This is a genomic window from Amycolatopsis albidoflavus (genome assembly GCF_039525725.1).
In the GTDB taxonomy this organism is placed as follows: domain Bacteria; phylum Actinomycetota; class Actinomycetes; order Mycobacteriales; family Pseudonocardiaceae; genus Amycolatopsis; species Amycolatopsis albidoflava.
Window position 1 is genome coordinate 761,995 of sequence record NZ_BAAAHV010000011.1, and the last position, 14,164, is coordinate 776,158.

Annotated in this window: 16 protein-coding genes; 9 read left to right on the forward strand and 7 right to left on the reverse strand. The window is 70.1% G+C overall.

Going from position 1 to position 14,164, the window contains the following annotated elements; genetic code table 11:
- Nucleotides 1-67: 67 nt before the first annotated feature.
- Genes ABD156_RS18005 through ABD156_RS18020 form a run of 4 tightly spaced genes read left to right on the forward strand, consistent with a single transcriptional unit; the run spans nt 68 to nt 3,723 of the window.
- Nucleotides 68-775, forward strand: coding sequence for a DUF4333 domain-containing protein (locus ABD156_RS18005; protein ID WP_344274223.1), 708 nt, complete (start codon nt 68-70; stop codon nt 773-775).
- Between the two features lie 51 nt (nt 776-826).
- Nucleotides 827-2,026: a GNAT family N-acetyltransferase gene (locus tag ABD156_RS18010; RefSeq protein WP_344274226.1), complete on the forward strand. Its 1,200-nt coding sequence runs from the start codon at nt 827-829 to the stop codon at nt 2,024-2,026.
- Between the two features lie 37 nt (nt 2,027-2,063).
- Entirely contained in the window at nt 2,064-2,450 is a 387-nt protein-coding gene (locus ABD156_RS18015) for a DUF4333 domain-containing protein (protein WP_344274229.1), read from the forward strand.
- Between the two features lie 55 nt (nt 2,451-2,505).
- Complete coding sequence (locus tag ABD156_RS18020) at nt 2,506-3,723, forward strand: GNAT family N-acetyltransferase (RefSeq protein WP_344274232.1); 1,218 nt, start codon at nt 2,506-2,508, stop codon at nt 3,721-3,723.
- Between the two features lie 49 nt (nt 3,724-3,772).
- Here ABD156_RS18020 and ABD156_RS18025 read toward each other — a convergent pair whose 3' ends face one another.
- The gene (locus ABD156_RS18025; protein ID WP_344274234.1) at nt 3,773-4,717 is read right to left on the reverse strand and encodes a 5'-3' exonuclease; all 945 of its coding nucleotides are present in this window, start codon (nt 4,715-4,717) and stop codon (nt 3,773-3,775) included.
- Between the two features lie 231 nt (nt 4,718-4,948).
- On the opposite strand from ABD156_RS18025, the gene ABD156_RS18030 reads away from it, so the two are divergent.
- The 4 genes from ABD156_RS18030 (at nt 4,949) to ABD156_RS18045 (ending at nt 7,168) form a co-directional block, all read left to right on the forward strand.
- Complete coding sequence (locus ABD156_RS18030) at nt 4,949-6,091, forward strand: M24 family metallopeptidase (protein WP_344274236.1); 1,143 nt, start codon at nt 4,949-4,951, stop codon at nt 6,089-6,091.
- Nucleotides 6,092-6,164: 73 nt separating this feature from the next.
- A complete protein-coding gene (locus ABD156_RS18035; RefSeq protein ID WP_033287500.1) occupies nt 6,165-6,617 on the forward strand; it encodes an Lrp/AsnC family transcriptional regulator in 453 nt (150 codons plus the stop codon).
- A 37-nt stretch (nt 6,618-6,654) separates the two neighbouring features.
- Nucleotides 6,655-6,882 (forward strand): hypothetical protein, encoded by a 228-nt coding sequence (locus ABD156_RS18040; RefSeq protein WP_101439894.1) that lies wholly within the window; start codon nt 6,655-6,657, stop codon nt 6,880-6,882.
- Entirely contained in the window at nt 6,869-7,168 is a 300-nt protein-coding gene (locus tag ABD156_RS18045) for a hypothetical protein (RefSeq protein WP_344274248.1), read from the forward strand. Before ABD156_RS18040 ends, ABD156_RS18045 begins: the two co-directional genes overlap by 14 nt.
- 484 nt (nt 7,169-7,652) lie before the next feature.
- Here ABD156_RS18045 and ABD156_RS18050 read toward each other — a convergent pair whose 3' ends face one another.
- Together ABD156_RS18050 and ABD156_RS18055 are read right to left on the reverse strand one after the other, a co-directional pair.
- Nucleotides 7,653-8,729, reverse strand: coding sequence for a GDSL-type esterase/lipase family protein (locus tag ABD156_RS18050; protein WP_344274251.1), 1,077 nt, complete (start codon nt 8,727-8,729; stop codon nt 7,653-7,655).
- 101 nt (nt 8,730-8,830) lie between these two features.
- Nucleotides 8,831-10,288, reverse strand: coding sequence for an amidase (locus ABD156_RS18055; protein ID WP_344274254.1), 1,458 nt, complete (start codon nt 10,286-10,288; stop codon nt 8,831-8,833).
- 92 nt (nt 10,289-10,380) lie between these two features.
- On the opposite strand from ABD156_RS18055, the gene ABD156_RS18060 reads away from it, so the two are divergent.
- Nucleotides 10,381-10,983, forward strand: coding sequence for a TetR/AcrR family transcriptional regulator (locus tag ABD156_RS18060; RefSeq protein WP_344274257.1), 603 nt, complete (start codon nt 10,381-10,383; stop codon nt 10,981-10,983).
- 33 nt (nt 10,984-11,016) lie between these two features.
- On the opposite strand, the gene ABD156_RS18065 is transcribed toward ABD156_RS18060, so the two are convergent.
- The 4 genes from ABD156_RS18065 to ABD156_RS18080 are packed head-to-tail and all read right to left on the reverse strand — an operon-like array spanning nt 11,017 to nt 14,123.
- Complete coding sequence (locus tag ABD156_RS18065) at nt 11,017-12,210, reverse strand: RNA polymerase sigma factor (RefSeq protein ID WP_344274260.1); 1,194 nt, start codon at nt 12,208-12,210, stop codon at nt 11,017-11,019.
- Nucleotides 12,207-12,545 (reverse strand): YciI family protein, encoded by a 339-nt coding sequence (locus ABD156_RS18070; protein ID WP_344274263.1) that lies wholly within the window; start codon nt 12,543-12,545, stop codon nt 12,207-12,209. Before ABD156_RS18070 ends, ABD156_RS18065 begins: the two co-directional genes overlap by 4 nt.
- Nucleotides 12,546-12,561: 16 nt before the next feature.
- On the reverse strand, nt 12,562-13,272 hold the full coding sequence (locus ABD156_RS18075; protein ID WP_344274266.1) for an SDR family oxidoreductase: 711 nt from the start codon (nt 13,270-13,272) through the stop codon (nt 12,562-12,564).
- Complete coding sequence (locus ABD156_RS18080; RefSeq protein WP_344274269.1) at nt 13,269-14,123, reverse strand: oxidoreductase; 855 nt, start codon at nt 14,121-14,123, stop codon at nt 13,269-13,271. Before ABD156_RS18080 ends, ABD156_RS18075 begins: the two co-directional genes overlap by 4 nt.
- Nucleotides 14,124-14,164: the final 41 nt, after the last annotated feature.

Consider the following 14,164-nt stretch of genomic DNA (forward strand, 5'->3'; position numbering starts at 1 on the left):
GGTTGGATCGCGCACGACACCCCCGGCCCGGCCCGCGGGTGCGGACAGACGAAGGCGGAGGCCAACGATGAGCACGCCGTATGGCGGCAACGACCCGCGGCAGCAGCCCCAGTACGGGCAACAGCCCTACGGCCAGGACCCGCAATACGGGCAGCAGCCGGGCGGCGCGTACCCGCAGAGCGGGCCGCAGCAGCAGCCGTACCCGCCCCAGCAGTACGGGCAGCAGCCCTACGGTCAAGACCCGCAGTACGGCCAGCAGCCCGGCGGCTACCCCCAACAGCAGCAGCCCCAGCAACCCCAGTGGGGCCAGCAGCCCCCGCCGTACGGGCAGCAGCCGCAACAGCCCTACGGCCAGCAGCAGTACGGGGAGCCGCAGCAGCAGTACGGCGGCCAGCAGCCCGGCCAGTACGACTACGGCCAGCCCGGCGGAGCCGCGCCGGAGTCCTCGGGCGGGTCGAAGAAGGGCCTGTTCATCGGAATCGGCGCGCTCGTCGTCGTGGTGGCGGTCGTGGCGATCCTCGGCTTCGTCGCGCCCGGCTTCTTCAAAACCCAGGTCTTCAACAACAACCAGATGCAGACCGACGTCGCGAAGATGCTCACCGACACCTACAAGATCCAGGGCGTCAGCGGAGTCACCTGCCCGGCCGAGCAGAAGGTGGAGGACGGCGCGAAATTCGAGTGCACCGCCACCATCAACGGCAAACCGCAGCAGGTGCCGATCACCGTCAAGGGCACCGACGGCAACTACGAGGTCTCGCCGCCCGCCGCCAAGTGACGCCATTCAATTCAGTGGCGATCCCGGGGCCGCCCCGGCGATGATCGGGGCATGAGCGACCGCACCGTCCGCATCCTCCGTCCCGACGAGCAGCGCGGGGCCTGGGACCTGTTCCGGGCCGCGCTGCACGTCCAGCCCGGCACCGACGAAGAATGGGACCGCGTCTCCAAGGCGTACCAGGCCGAACGCAGCTGGGGCGTCTTCGAACCGGACCTGGTCGGCACCGCCCGGTCCTTCGCGGCGGAAATGGTCGTCCCCGGCGGAGCGCGGCTCCCGCTGGCCGCGGTCACCGGCGTCGGAGTCCGAGCTGGGCGCACCCGGCGCGGCGTGCTCAGCGCGTTGAAAGCCGCGCAGCTGGCGGACTTCGCCGAACAAGGCGTCCCGCTCGCGCTGCTGTACGCGTCGGAAGGCGCGATCTACGGCCGTTACGGCTACGGGGTCGCGACCCTCGCCAAGCGGGTCGTGGTCGACCGGCACCGCGCGCAGCTGCGCCCGGACGTGCCGGCCGGGGGAGAGGTCACGGTCCTCAGCGTCGACGAGGCCGCCCCGAAGTGGCCGGAGCTGTACGCCGCGACCGCGATGGGCCGCGTCGCCGCGATGACCCGGTCCGAGGTCTACTGGCCGGGGCACGAGGCATCGCTGCGCCGCCGCGCGAAACTGCTCCAGACCGCCGTGCACCGCGGCCCCGACGGAGACGACGGCTTCCTGACCTACTACGTCGAGGAAGACTCCAACGACCACGCCAAACTGAACGTGATGGCGTTCCACTACGCGAACCCGGACGCGTTCGCCGGACTGTGGCGGTTCCTGCTGTCGGTCGACCTGGTCGACGAGATCGTCCTCGCGATGCGCCCGCTCGACGAACCGCACGCGCTGCTGTTCGCCGACCCCCGGATGGCGAAAACCGAAAGCACCGACGACGAATGCTGGCTCCGGCTGGTCGACGTGCAAGCCGCACTCGCCGCCCGCACCTACGGCCCGGCCGAACCGGTCGTGCTCGAAGTGGTCGACCGGTCGCTGCCGGGCAACGACGGCCGCTACCTCGTCGGGCCTGACGGCGCCTCGCGCACGGACGCGGAGCCGGCGCTGCGGCTCTCCGTGGACACGCTCGCGATGCTCTACTTCGGCACGTGGCGCGCGTCGGCGCTCGCCGCCACCGGCCGGATCGAGGTGCTCGACCCGGCCGCGCCCGAGGCCGCCGACGTTCTCTTCGGCACGCGCGAATCGGTGTGGTGCGGTACGTTCTTCTGACCGTTGACCAGACGTTTCGCGCAGAGGAGCGGGATTGATGCGCGCCGTGCCGGTGCTGCTGTTGTGCGGCTTGGGAATGCTCGCCGCCGTGGGCTGCGACAGCGGGACGCCCCCGCCTCCGGTCCACACCGTCACGGTCACGCCGAACAGCCCCGCGGAGCCGGGCGTCGCGTCGTCGTCGGCGCCCAGCTCGTCGGAGGCGATGCGGGTGTTCGACTCCCGGGTGATGGCCTCGGCCGTCACCCGGCTGCTCACCACCGACTACAAGATGGCGAACGTCGGCACGGTGTCCTGCCCCGACCGGCAGCCCGTCGCCGACGGCTCGCGGTTCCAGTGCACTGTGGACATCGCGGGCGCGACGAAACACGTCCCCATCACGGTGACCGGCGCGGACGGCAAGTACCGCGTCGACCCGCCGCAGTAGATCAGCCGCGGTAAAACCGATGGCCGCGCGGCGGCGGCATTGGTTCAATCGGGTCATGAGCGACTACGTGGTACGCCAGATCACCGACGCCGAAAGCCGCGAGACCTTCGACCTTCTGGTGCGTTCCCTGCACGGAAACCCGCCCTCGGACGAGCGCTGGGCGAAGGTCGGCGGTTCCTGGACGGCGGACGGCCGGACCGGAGCGTTCCACGACGGCGAAGCCATCGGCATCGCCAGCTCCTTCGCCACCACGCTCACCGTCCCCGGCGGCTCCACGGTGCCGATGGCCGCGGTCGACGGCGTCGGCGTCCGCGCCGACTGGACCCGCCGCGGCGTGCTCACCGCGATGATGGACCGGCAACTGCACGACTTCGTGCGACGCGGCCACGTCGTCGCCGCGCTGCACGCGAGCGAAGCGCTGATCTACGGCCGCTACGGCTACGGCGTCGCGACCCGCATGGCCACCCTGCAGATCAAGAAACCGGCCCCGCTGCGCGAAAGCGTCGACCTCCCCGGCCGGGTCCGGCTGCTCACCACCGACGACGCGATCGCGACGATTCCCTCGCTGTACCAACGGATCGACACCCACCGCCCCGGCCTGATCGCCCGCCCGGAACTCTGGTGGCCGATCGCCTTCGACTGGCACCTCCACCCGGACGGCGGCAACCACCGCGTCGCTGTCCACACTGGACCGAACGGCGACGACGGCTTCGCCGTGTTCCACGTCGTACCGCAGAACAGTTACCTCGACCCGGAGCGCGGAGCCGCGCTCGAAGTCCACGAACTGCACGCGGCGACCCCGGAAGCGCTGGCCGGGCTGTGGCGGTTCCTGCTGTCGGTCGACCTGATCGAGGTCGTGCACGCCCGCAACCGTCCGGTGGACGATCCGGTGGGCCTGCTGCTCGTCGACCCGCGCCGGGCGCACACGACCGGCGTCGACGACGAACTGTGGCTGCGGTTGATCGACGTGCAGGCCGCGCTCGCCGCGCGCACGTACGGCTCGCCGGAACCGGTGGTGCTGGAGGTGAACGACCGCATGCTCCCGGACAACCGCGGCCGCTACCGGGTCAGCAGCAACGGCGTCGAGCGCACTGACGACGAAGCGGATCTGCAGCTCGACGTCGACACGTTGGCAATGCTGTACCTCGGCGCTTGGCAGGCCGCTCCGCTCGCGTTGTCGGGCCGGATCACCGGTGCGAGCGCGGAAACCCTGGCCCGCGTGGACGCGCTGTTCCAGACCGGGACTCAGCCCTGGACCGGCACGCACTTCTGACCGGAAGGGTTCCAGCGCTCGCCCGAGCGCTGGAACCTCTCCGCTGTCGTCAGGCTCCCGGCAGCGCCGCCAGAAGCCGCTCCACCGAACGGCCCAGGTTCCAGCGCTCGGCCAGCTCCGCCACCCGCTCCGGATCGGCGGGCGCGGCCGGCACCGCGTCCGGCCCGGACTGCTCGACCGGCGCGTCCACCGCGACCCGCACCACCGTGGGCGCGACGGCCAGGTAATCCGCGGCGTCGGAGAGCCGCAGCCGGGTCTTCAACGGCACGCGCGAATCCCCGGCCGAGGACGCGGCGACGAGTTCCTCCAGCGACCCGAACTGCGTGATCAGCTTCGCCGCGGTCTTCTCGCCGATCCCGGCCACACCCGGCAGCCCGTCCGACGGGTCGCCGCGCAACGCGGCCATGTCGGCGTAAGCGGGCCCGGCGTGGTCGACCGGAACGCCGTACTTCTCGGCGATTTCCCGCTGTCCGAGCACTTCCGCCTTCGCCCAGCCCTTGCCGACGTACACGACCGACGTCGGCGTCGGCTCCTCGCGCACCAGCTGGAACAGGTCCCGGTCGCCGGTGATCACCTCCACCGGCGCGTCCTTCTCCCGGGTCGCGAGCGCGCCGATCACGTCGTCCGCCTCGTACCCGGCCGCCTCCGCGACGGCGAACCCGAACGCCTCCAGCACGTCCAGGATGATCGGCACCTGCGGGGTCAGCGTGTCGGGCACCTCTTCGACGTCCGCCCCGCCGTCCCCGGCCTCGGCGACCCGGTGCGCCTTGTAGCTCGGCAGCAGATCGGTGCGGAACTTCGGCCGCCAGTCCGCGTCGAGACAGGCGACCAGCCGCGACGGACGGCGGTCGGTCAGGATGCGCGCGATCGTGTCGGTGAACCCGCGCACGGCGTTGACCGGCGTCCCGTCGGGCGCGGTCATCGAATCGGGCAGCGCGTAGAACGAGCGGAAGTAGAGGCTCGCGGAATCGAGGAGAGCGAGTGGTCCGGTCACCCGCACAGCCTGCCACGTCCGGCCCGCGTTGCCCCGAATCCGGCGCCGGGCGCGTCCGCGGAGGCCAAGGTCCGTGAAGGGCTCCTTGAGGGAATCAGATTCCCTCAAGGAGCCCATCACGGACCGAGATTCGGCCGTCCGCGCGGGACTTCGGCTGGATGACCCGGGCGGCGCGCCGGGTTGGGGAGGACGGGCGGGCTGCGCCGGGACGCCGGTACTAGGCTCGGCGTCATGTCGAGCCGATCCCTCAACACGCCCGCTCCCGACGCCGCCGCGCTCCGCGCCCGTCTCGACCGCGCCGCGAAAGCGGCCGCCGCCGCCGACACCGACGCGCTGCTCGTCGCGCCCGGGTCCGACCTGCGGTACCTGCTCGGCCAGGCCGGCGGTTCCTTCGAGCGGCTGACCACTCTCGTCGTGCCCGCCGACGGGACCCCCGCGCTCGTCGTGCCGAAGCTGGAGGCCCCCGGCTACGCGGGCGTGCCCACCGACGAACTCGGCGTCGAGGTGCTCACCTGGGTCGACGGCGACGACCCCTACCGGCTCGTCGCCGACCGGCTCGGCAAGCCCGGCCGGATCGCGGTCAGCGACTTCACCCCGGCGCTGCACGTGCTGTCCCTGCGCGCCGCGTTCGGCGACGCCGAGCAGACCCTGGCCGGCCCGATCGTGCGCGAACTGCGGATGCGCAAGGACGCCGCCGAGATCGACGCCCTGCGCAAGGCGGGCGCGGCGATCGACCGCGTCCACGCCCGGATGGGCGAGTGGCTGCGCGCGGGCCGCACCGAGGCCGAGGTCGGCGCGGACATCACCGCCGCCATCGTCGAAGAGGGCCACACGCACGCCGACTTCGTCATCGTCGGCTCCGGCCCCAACGGCGCCAGCCCGCACCACGACGTGTCCGAGCGCGTCATCGAACGCGGCGACGTCGTCGTGATCGACATCGGCGGCCCGGTGCCCGAGGGCTACAACTCCGACTCCACCCGCACCTACTCGATCGGCGAGCCCCGCGACGCCGACGTCGCCGAAACCTACGCCGTGCTGCAGCGCGCGCAGCAGGCCGCGGTCGACGCGGTCCGCCCCGGCGCCACCGCCGAGAGCATCGACAAGGCCGCGCGCGACGTCATCGACGCCGCCGGGTTCGGCGAGTACTTCATCCACCGCACCGGCCACGGCATCGGCCTCGACGTGCACGAGGAGCCCTACATCATCGCGGGCAACGCGCTGCCGCTCGAGGCGGGCATGGCCTTCAGCGTCGAGCCGGGCATCTACCAGCCCGGCCGCTGGGGCGCGCGGATCGAGGACATCGTGCTCGTCACCGAATCGGGCGTCGAGTCCGTGAACACGCGCCCGCACGAACTGGTCGTGCTGGACGCATGAGCGCAGTTCGCACGCGGATCATCGCCGTTCCCTTCCCGGCAGCCGGCGGGAAACTCCCCGAGGAGGCGACGGCATGAGCGGCCCGCTGGAACCGCTCGACCAGTCGATCGTGCAGGAGCTGGCCGCCGACGGGCGGCGCAGCTTCACCGATCTCGCCGAACGGGTCGGGCTGTCGGTGTCGGCGGTGCACCAGCGGGTGCGCCGCCTCGAACAGCGCGGCGTCATCCTCGGCTACACCGCCCGGCTCGACGGCGAGCAGATCGGCCTCCCGCTCACCGCGCTGATCTCGCTCACCCCGAACGACCCGGCCGCTCCCGACGACTACCCGCAGCGGATCCAGCACATCACCGAGATCGAGTCCTGCTACTCGGTGGCCGGCGACGAGTCCTACATCCTGCTGGTGCGGGTCGCGTCGCCGCTCGGCCTCGAAGACCTGCTCCGGCGGATCCGCGAGGCGGCGAAGGTGTCCACGCGGACGACTGTCGTGCTGTCCACGCCGTTCGAGGGCAGGTCGCCGACGTTGTGAGAGCCGTCGGTGCCGTGGGAGTGGTACGGTAAAAGGTATGGCAACACGTAAGGTGACACTCTCGCTCGACACCGGTGCGCTCGAGTACGCCGAGCGGGCCGCGAAAGCGCACGGAATTTCGGTCTCGTCCTGGCTGTCGAAGGCGGCCCGGCGCGAGGCGGTTCGGACTGGGTATACCCCGCAGCGGGCTCCTGTCACGCCGTCTGCCGAGGCGGACGAGGCGGAGCGGGCGGCTGCGGAGAAGGAGATGCGTGCGCAGGGGTGAGGTTTGGACTTACCACCCGCCTACTGATCCCGCGCGGCAGCGGACTGTGGTTCTGCTGTCGTCGGATGGGGTGAATGAGTCTGAGCGGCCTTGGCTGCTCGGGACTGAGCTGTTGGATCGGGATCCGCAGGATATTCTCGGGGTTGCGGTGGATGCTCGGTATTGGGTTTCTACGTTGAATTTGACGCGGTTGTATCGGCCTTGGTTGGCGGAGCGGGTCGCTGAGGTTGATGTGGATGTTCAGGAGCAGATTGATGTGGCTTTGAGGGCTGCGTTGGATTTGTGAATCCTGCGTTTGTGGGGTCGGCTCGTCGCCTGGCGGCGACATTGCGTGCGTTGGGGGGCCACCACCCCGAAGTTTGATTGTGACTACGGCGCGGAGGTGCTTGTCAAGGCGGGAAAGATGCCTTGACAAGCACCTCCGCGCCGTGTTTTTGGCTTCGTATCGGGGTTGGGGGTGGGGTGGGTGCTTTTGACGGTTGGGTGCATCGGCTGCGGTTTGGTGAGTGAGGCGGGGCTTGCGCCCCAATGTGGCGTTGGGTGCATGTGACGCACCGAATGCCGCATTGGGTGCGTGGGATGCACCGAATGCCGCATTGGGTGCGTTGCGGCGGCTTGGAGAAGTCCGTGAAGGGCTCGTTGAGGGAATCTGAATCCGTGAAGGGGCCCCTCACGGACGGCGGAGGGGCGTGGGGGGAACCCTGAGGGAATCAGAGTCCGTGAGGGTTCCCCTCACGGACTGCTGCCGGGGTGAAGCGGCGCGGGGGGAGTCAGCTGACTGGTTCGGGGACGGCGTGGAGTTTGCCGTCGGGGGCGGTCAGGCAGGAGGCGTTTCCTTGCTGCGTCGTGAGGAAATCCGTGAGGCAGTCGGCGATGGCGGCGTGTCCGGCGGCGTTGGGGTGGAAGGATTCCTGCAGTGCGTGCGTCGCTCGATCCACTTGCGTCAGGTCGTTCAGGTGCAGGGTGAGCCTCGTGAACCATTCTGATGCCGGGTTCGCGCCGCCGGAGCAGGCTTCGTGGTTTTCTCCTGCTCGGGCCAGGTCCAGGAAACGGGCGCCGGATTGGGTGGCTGCTTGTTTGATGCCTGCGGAAAGCGTGCTGATTCCGGTGGTCGAAATCCATTGCAGGTCGTCGGTGCGGAACGGGCAGCCGTTGAGGCTTTGCAGGTCCGGCGGGATGTTCGGGCCTACCGGAGTGGCGTAGGACTGCAATACCAACTGGTAATCCGCGGGCACGTATCCGGCGTCGGCCAGTACCTTTTTCACATCGCCTACCGCGTTCGCCACCTTCGGCACCATTGCGTCCACTTTGGACTTCCAGGTTTCCTTCAAAGCGACGTTGCAGGACGGGCCGTCGGAGGAGAACCATGCCTTGAAGCATTCGCTCACTTGGGCGGAGAATTTCGGGTCGTCGTTCGCGCCTACGGCGATCACTACCGCCGATACCCGGTGATCCTTGACCACGTCGGCCAGTTGGGCGGCTTGGGAGCGTTCGCCCCACTGTTTGGCCTCGCCCAGGGCGACTTGGGCGGCGGGGGCGCCCGAACAAGCCAGGTTGACCCGGGCGGAGACGCCGGGGATGCGGACCTTTTCCACGAACGCGGCGGACGAGCGGTGGCACCAGTCGCCGTTCTTGCCGTCGGTGTCGGGGGTGTAGGCGCCGGCGCCTTCGCCGGAGACAGTGCTGTCGCCAAGCGAGACGATGGTCAGCGGGCCGCGGCCGGGCGGGCCTTGCCGCGGAAAAGGCTGGCCTGGGCGGCTCTCGGTGCCGAAAAAGACGAAAAAGCCCACGAGAACAGCTACGCAGGCGAGGACCAGCGCCCCCCACCACCACCGGAATCGTCGCATCGCTTGCCAAGTCTAGCGAGAACTCCGGAGGTGCCGTCAGGGTTTGGGGTGGCTGGGACGCGGGTCACCGTCCGCTGTTCGTCCAATGTGGACTCAGGGGGTCATTCGGCCGCCCAGATCGGGGGCTTGCGGTGGGTCCACGGGGCGGCTCGTTCCAGCTGTCCGGCCAGGCGGAACAGCAGGTCTTCGCGGCCGAAGGCGGCGGTGAACTGCATGCCGATCGGAAGCCCTTCGTGTTCGGCCAGGGGGACGGACATCGACGGGACCCCTGAAACGTTCGCGGCGGCGGTGTAGGGGGAGCGGTCCAGGATGCGGTCCAGCCAGCCGAGACCGTCCAGGCGGTCGGCACCGTCGCCGTAGACGCCTAGCGGGACCGGCGGCTCCGGGAGGGTGGGGGAGAGCAGCAGGTCGTAGCGGGCGAAGTGCTGGGCGAAGGTTCGGGAGACCTGGTTGCGGATGGCCAGCGCGCGGACGAACTCGTCGGCGGTGACCTGGTGGCCGTAGCGGTAGCTGGCGAGGGTGACCGGTTCCAAGGTGGTCTCGTCGACGGGGCGGCCGGTGGCGGCGGAGATGCTGTCGATCCACGGGGCCAGGTTCGCGGTCCACATCCGGGCGTTGCCCAGGACGAATTCTTCCCAGGAGACGCCCAGATCCAGCGGAATTTCTTCGACGTGGTGGCCAAGGGAGTCCAGCATGCGCACGGTTTCGGTGAGGGCTGCGGAGACTGGCGCGGTCGGCTGTCGGCCGCCCCATGGCTGGCGCAGGACGGCGATCCGCAGGCGGCCGGGATCGAGTCGGGCTTCGGCGGCATAGGGGCGATCCGGGCGGGTGGCGAAGTACGGGTCGCCGGGTTCGGGGCCTTCGATCAGGTCCAGCAGGACGGCGCTGTCGCGGACAGATCGGCTCAGGCTGCCTTGCACGGCCAGTCCGCTGAAGACCTCGTCGGCGCCGGGGCCCTGCGAAACCCGGCCCCGGGTCGGCTTCAGGCCGAACAATCCGTTGCTGGAGGCGGGGACTCGGATGGAACCCGCGGCGTCGGTGGCGTGCGCGAGGGGCACGATTCCGGCGGCGACGGCGGCACCGGAACCGCCGCTCGAGCCGCCTGCGCTGAGGTCCAGGGACCACGGGTTGCGGGTCGCGCCGTAGAACTCCGGTTCGGTCGTGGTGCTGTAAGCCATTTCCGGGGTGCTCGTGCGGCCGATGGTGACCAGGCCCGCCTGGCGGAAGCGGCGCATCAGGAACGAGTCTTCGGGGGACACGGAGCCTGCGGCCAAGCGGCTGCCGAGTTCGCTGCGCTTGCCTGCCATGGCGACGCCCAGGTCCTTGATCAGGAACGGCACGCCGGCCAGCGGTGCGGAGCCGGGGGCCGGAGTGTCTTCGGGCGGCCAGGTTTCGACTACGGCGTTGATCTGCGGATTGACCGCTTCCCCAGCTCGCGCGGCCGCGTCGGCGACCTCGGCCGTCGTTACCTCGCCGCGGGCGATCAGGTCGGCCAAGGCGACCGCGTCGCAGCTCGCGTATTCGGAGATTTTCACCAGCAGGCCCTTCGGGAGACTCATCCGTATTGAGTGATACCGAGTGGTATCACGGGGGACGGTTGTGTACCGTAGCCGGGAAGAACCGGATTGCCAAGCCCCTCGAGGAAGAACCGATGACGAGCACCTCCGACCGGCGGCCGACGAGGGTCGCGACGTTGCCGCCTCGCGAGCGCATCCTCGACGCGGCCGAGGAACTCTTCCTCAACGAGGGCGTGGTGCGGGTCGGGGTCCAGGCGATCGCGGACCGCGCCGGGACCACGAAGATGGCGATCTACCGGCACTTCGGCACCAAGGACGCGCTCATCGCGGAATGGCTGCGGATCGTCGTGCACGACTACTCCGCGGCGTTCGACGCGGCGGAACAGGCGCATCCGGGCGATTTCGCGGAGCAGATCCGCGCGGTGGGGCGGTTCATCGTCGACGGGCTGCCCGAGTTCTCCCATCGCGGCTGCCCGTTCACGAACTCCGTCGCCGAACTGCCCGACCCGGACCATCCCGCTCGGCGGCTGATCAGCGAGCACAAGACCCGTCAGTTCGGCAGGCTCCGGGCGATGTGCGAGGGGCTCGGGTCAGCCGATCCGGAGCTGAGTGCGGCGGAGTTGACGTTCGCGATGGAGGGGGCGCAGATCGCGGTGCAGAACGGCGGTGTGGAGAACGTCGGCGCGCACCTGACGAAGATCGTCGAAGGGGTCGTCAGCCGCGGGAAAGCGGGCTGAGGGCGAGCTCCCGGCGAAGAAGTGATCAGTCAGTCAGCTGAGAGCGGCCCGTTTGCGTTGCAGCAGAAGGCGTTCGGCCTCGTTGGCGACTAGACGTAAAGCCTCGTCGTAAGCCTCCGCGGCGTCGGCGGTTCGGCCTAGCCGGGCGAGCAGATCCGCCCGGACGGCGTGGAACAGGTGCCGGTGGCCGAGGTCGAGACTGTCCACAATGGTCAGCGCGACAGCGGGGCCTTCGACCTCGGCCACCGCGACGGCGCGGTTCAGCGCGACGATCGGCGTGGGGGTCAGGGCGAGCAACTGGTCGTAGAGGGCGAGGATCTGGACCCAGTCGGTCCCGTCGCTGTGGACGGCGTTGATCGCGGCCTGAATCTGGTACGGCCCGGGGCGGTCGAGTCTCAAGCACTGACGGACCAGCGACTGGCCTTCGGCGATCAGCGCCCAGTCCCAGCGGGCGCGGTCTTGGTCGGGCAGCAGGACAGGGATTCCGTCGGCGTCGAGGCGGGCCGCGCGGCGGGATTCGGTGAGCAGCTGCAGTGCGAGCAAGCCCAGGACTTCCGGTTCGTCGGGCAGCAGCGCGGCCAGGATTCGGGTCAGGCGGATCGCCTCCGCGGCCAGGTCCGGTCGGGTGAGATCCGGGCCGGTGCTGGCGGTGTGGGCTTCGGTGAAGATCAAGTACAGCACCGCGAGGACGGCGTTGAGCCGAGACGGGAGGTCGGCGGCGTCAGGGACGCGGTAGGGGATGCGGGCGTCGCGGATCTTGGCTTTCGCGCGCACTAAGCGTTGTGCCAGCGTCGATTCCGGGACTAGGAACGCGTGTGCGATCTCGGGGGTAGTGAGGCCGCCCAGCAGGCGCAGGGTGAGCGCTACTCGGGCGGCGGGGTTGAGGGCGGGGTGGCAGCAGGTGAAGATCAGCCTCAAGCGTTCGTCGGGGATCGCGCCTTCGTCGAACGGTTCGGCGGCGTGCAGGAGCGCGGCTTGCGCGTGGCGGTCGGCGCGGGTGGATTCGCGCCGGAGCCGGTCGATTCCGCGGTTGCGGGCGGTCGTGACCAGCCAGCCAGCGGGGCTCGGCGGAAGCCCTTCCGCGCGCCATTTCGCGGTGGCGATCGCGCACGCCTCCTGGACGGCGTCCTCGGCGAGGTCCAGGTCGCCGAAGACCCTGGCCAGCACCGCGACCGCGCGGCCGTGCTCGGCGCGGAAGATCCGCTCGAGCACGGCCGTCGAGATCAATGGAACTCCCGGACTTCCACCGGCAGCGTGGTGATCTCCGCGATCCGCCGGGCCCATTCGGCGGCGGCCTCCGGGCCGGGCGCGGTCACGATGGTGAAGCCGCCCAGGTGTTCCTTGCCTTCGGCGAACGGACCGTCGGTGCAGAGGACGTCGTCGCCGGAAGCGCGGACGACTCGAGCGGCGGGCGCCGGGTGCAGCCCGCCCGAGAAGACCCAGACGCCGGTCGCTTTCATCTCGTCGGTCACCGCTTCGAGGCGCGCGGCGATGTCCGCCAGCACCTCGGGATCCGGGGTCCCGCCGTCGGGCTGGTAGATCCCGAGCAGGTACTGCGGCATGCGCGCCCTCCTTCGCTCAGCGTTGCCGAGCGGGGCGCACGATCATCTCGGTGACGTCCACGTCGGCCGGCTGGTCGAGAGCGTAGGCGATGGCGTCGCCGATCGCTTTCGGTTCGATCGCGTCCTTGCGGTAGATCCGCATGACCTCCTGCGTTTCCGGGTCGCTGATCGTGTCCGCAAGCTCCGAGGTGACGACGCCGGGGGAGACCGTGGTGACGCGGATCGACGGGTCGCATTCCTGCCGCAGGCCCTCGGTGATCGCCCACGCCGCGTATTTCGTCCCGCAGTACACCGCGGCGGTCGGCGTGACCTGGTGCGCGCCGATCGAGGCGACGGTGACGAAGTGGCCTCGGCGCTGGCGAGTGAAGTGCGGCAGCGCGGCGGCGATGCCGTGCAGCAGGCCGCGGACATTGACGTCGATCATCCGGTCCCATTCCTCGACCAGCCCGGCGTCCAAACGGGACAGCGGCATCACGCCGGCGTTCGCGATGAACGCGTCGATCTCGCCGTGGTGGCGCGCCGCGCGGTCGACGAACTCGGCGACGTCGGCGCGGTCGGTCACGTCGAGGCGGTGGACTTCGATGCCGCGGGTGCTGGCGGCGAGTTCGGCTAGGCGGTCTTCGCGGCGCGCTCCGGCGACGACGTGCCAGCCGTCGGCGGCCAGGCGGCGGGCGGTGGCTTCGCCGATGCCGCTGCTGGCACCGGTGATCAGGGCGACCTTGCTCATTCGGATTCCTTCGGGAAGTCGGCGGACAGGGTGACGTCGCGCCAGTCGTCGAACGTCTTGCGGAGGGTGTCGAGGCGGGCGGTGGCGATGGCGTAAGCCGCCTGGCCGAGCAGCAGGCGCAGCGGCGGTTCGGCGGAGGTGACGGCGTCGATGACCGCGGTCGCGGCGCGGTCCGGGTCGCCGGGCTGCTTGCCGTAGGTGGCGAGCGTCGAGGTGCGGCGCGCGCCCGCGGTGTCGGCGTAATCGTCGATGCGGACGGCGGATTCCCGCATGGACGGGCCCGACCAGTTGGTGCGGAACGCGGCCGGTTCGACGATCGTGACGCCGATGCCGAGCGGCGCGACCTCGGCGGCGAGCGACTCGCTGAAGCCTTCGACGGCGAACTTGGTGGCGTGGTAGTAGCCGGTCGCGCCGAAGGCGGCCAGCCCGCCGAGCGACGAGACCGAGACGAGGTGACCGCTGCGCCGAGCCCGCATTCCCGGCAGGACCGCGCGGGTGAGCGCCATCAGGCCGAAGACGTTGGCCTCGAACAGTGCGCGGATCTCGGTGTCTTCGCCTTCTTCGGCGGCGGCGAGGTAGCCGTAGCCCGCGTTGTTGACGAGCACGTCGATCTGGCCGAAGGCTTGGTGTGCCTCGGCGACCGCTTCGGTGATCTGCTGCTTGTCGGTGACGTCCAGCGCGACCGAGACCGCGCGGCCGGGGTACGCGGCGACGAGGTCCGCGACGCGTTGCGGATCGCGGGCCGTCACGACCGCGCGCAGGCCGCGTTCGAGGACGGCGGTCGCGAGTGCGCGGCCGAGGCCGGTGGAACATCCGGTGATAAACCAGACGGGTGCATTGTTTTCAGACATGGATCTACCCTTGGGTGAATTCGGAAATTGCGAAAAAAGCG

What these genes read in the sequence shown, in the direction of transcription:
- ABD156_RS18005 (WP_344274223.1), top strand. Translation starts at nt 68, where the DNA reads ATGAGCACGCCGTATGGCGGCAACGACCCGCGGCAGCAGCCCCAGTAC.
- ABD156_RS18010 (WP_344274226.1), top strand. Translation starts at nt 827, where the DNA reads ATGAGCGACCGCACCGTCCGCATCCTCCGTCCCGACGAGCAGCGCGGG.
- ABD156_RS18015 (WP_344274229.1), top strand. Translation starts at nt 2,064, where the DNA reads ATGCGCGCCGTGCCGGTGCTGCTGTTGTGCGGCTTGGGAATGCTCGCC.
- ABD156_RS18020 (WP_344274232.1), top strand. Translation starts at nt 2,506, where the DNA reads ATGAGCGACTACGTGGTACGCCAGATCACCGACGCCGAAAGCCGCGAG.
- ABD156_RS18030 (WP_344274236.1), top strand. Translation starts at nt 4,949, where the DNA reads ATGTCGAGCCGATCCCTCAACACGCCCGCTCCCGACGCCGCCGCGCTC.
- ABD156_RS18035 (WP_033287500.1), top strand. Translation starts at nt 6,165, where the DNA reads ATGAGCGGCCCGCTGGAACCGCTCGACCAGTCGATCGTGCAGGAGCTG.
- ABD156_RS18040 (WP_101439894.1), top strand. Translation starts at nt 6,655, where the DNA reads ATGGCAACACGTAAGGTGACACTCTCGCTCGACACCGGTGCGCTCGAG.
- ABD156_RS18050 (WP_344274251.1), bottom strand. Translation starts at nt 8,729, where the DNA reads ATGCGACGATTCCGGTGGTGGTGGGGGGCGCTGGTCCTCGCCTGCGTA.
- ABD156_RS18055 (WP_344274254.1), bottom strand. Translation starts at nt 10,288, where the DNA reads ATGAGTCTCCCGAAGGGCCTGCTGGTGAAAATCTCCGAATACGCGAGC.
- ABD156_RS18060 (WP_344274257.1), top strand. Translation starts at nt 10,381, where the DNA reads ATGACGAGCACCTCCGACCGGCGGCCGACGAGGGTCGCGACGTTGCCG.
- ABD156_RS18070 (WP_344274263.1), bottom strand. Translation starts at nt 12,545, where the DNA reads ATGCCGCAGTACCTGCTCGGGATCTACCAGCCCGACGGCGGGACCCCG.
- ABD156_RS18075 (WP_344274266.1), bottom strand. Translation starts at nt 13,272, where the DNA reads ATGAGCAAGGTCGCCCTGATCACCGGTGCCAGCAGCGGCATCGGCGAA.
- ABD156_RS18080 (WP_344274269.1), bottom strand. Translation starts at nt 14,123, where the DNA reads ATGTCTGAAAACAATGCACCCGTCTGGTTTATCACCGGATGTTCCACC.